Raw genomic sequence first — 1,293 nt, 5'->3', positions numbered from 1 at the left:
TGGGCTCTCAGCAGCCAAGGTCACACCCAACTCCAGAATTGCGGTAGTCAATACTATTGGTAAACACCAAAAAGACTTACCTTTTTTTGCTATTGTGACGCAAGGTATCCCCCGACTTGTAAAAGTAGGGAATGAGATATCTCAACAGTCTGACCGTAAGCCAGGAAAAGCTGACTCAGCAATGATCACACTGGATGGTGAAGAAGCTGTAATTCCAAATATTGAATACCTCGAATCATTAGCCTACGAGAACCTATGACTAAAGCAAAAGAGCACCTAAATAATGCTGCACTCTCCGGGCTGCTATTTTTCTGTGTGTTCTTTGCTATTAGCTTGTTTCTTAACGACCAAATAGCACAGAGTGTCCTATTTTTCATCTGCGCGCCTTGCTTTACAAAGGCTTTCTTCACTGCTCATCTTTCATCGCCCTCAAGAAAAAAACAACTCTTGATAGCCTGCACCGCACTGTGGGTCTGCATTGATATAACGCTAGTCAGCCATAGCCTTAGTGAATTCTCATTAGTTTTATATTGGCTGTTCCCTTTGGCAGCAGCAACGCTTATTTTAATTGGGGTAAAGTTTGGCTCGATTTTGTCATTGAGTGCGCTATGCCTCAGCTTCCCACTAACACCTGAAAACAACAGTAGCTCATTTTTCTTTCAGGCTTTATCGTTTGCATTATTTCTTAGCTTATTCTCGGTATTACTTACTTACCTTACCAAGCTAGAGAAAGATCTAAAACTCGCCACTAGAACTGACCCTTTAACCGGTTGCACAAGTATTCCTTATTTCAAACACAAACTAAAATCTGCCACCGAACTTCAACGACGCTATAAGGATCAGGTCACCTGCTTAAGCCTTAGCAGCGAATGTATGATTAAAAAGTATCGCGATCACGAACAGTGGCTAGTGGAAGTATCGCAGATTTGCCAAAGCCGGATACGCCAAACTGACGTAATCTGTAACTACACCAACAAACGCTTTCTAATTCTTTTACCTAATACAGATCTTGATAATGCCCATAACTTAGGCAAAGACTTAATACAGGCTTGTGAAGCTTACAAGTTTAGCTACCTTGCCAAACAAGATGAACCAGCTAAATTCCACTATGAGCTTTCAAGCTATTCCGATAATGACGACTGGGAAAGTTGGCTCAGTCAACTAACTCGGTGATCAATTAAGCTTATTCCTTAACTTTTTTACCAATTCCCAAGCAATTTAAGAATTAGTAGCTAAAATAAATAAAACGTAAGCACGAAACTGGCTCAGGTTTTTTCATTCAATGCCGATAAT

1 protein-coding gene and 1 pseudogene are annotated in these 1,293 nt (G+C 40.6%); both read left to right on the top strand.

All coding sequences use genetic code 11. The features are described from left to right. A pseudogene (locus tag A3766_RS31565) lies at positions 1–259 on the top strand (chemotaxis protein CheW); the annotation flags it as partial. Then, positions 256–1,173: a diguanylate cyclase domain-containing protein gene (locus A3766_RS25140; RefSeq protein ID WP_068508707.1), complete on the top strand. Its 918-nt coding sequence runs from the start codon at positions 256–258 to the stop codon at positions 1,171–1,173. The pseudogene A3766_RS31565 and the gene A3766_RS25140, both read left to right, overlap by 4 nt. The last annotated feature ends 120 nt before the right edge of the window (positions 1,174–1,293 follow it).

Source organism: Oleiphilus sp. HI0132 (assembly GCF_001635845.1).
The sequence above is the reverse complement of the archived record's forward strand: the minus strand, read 5'-3'. Positions and strand labels throughout refer to the sequence as shown.

Coding starts and splice junctions, on each gene's coding strand:
- A3766_RS25140 (WP_068508707.1), top strand. CDS start 256: ATGACTAAAGCAAAAGAGCACCTAAATAATGCTGCACTCTCCGGGCTG.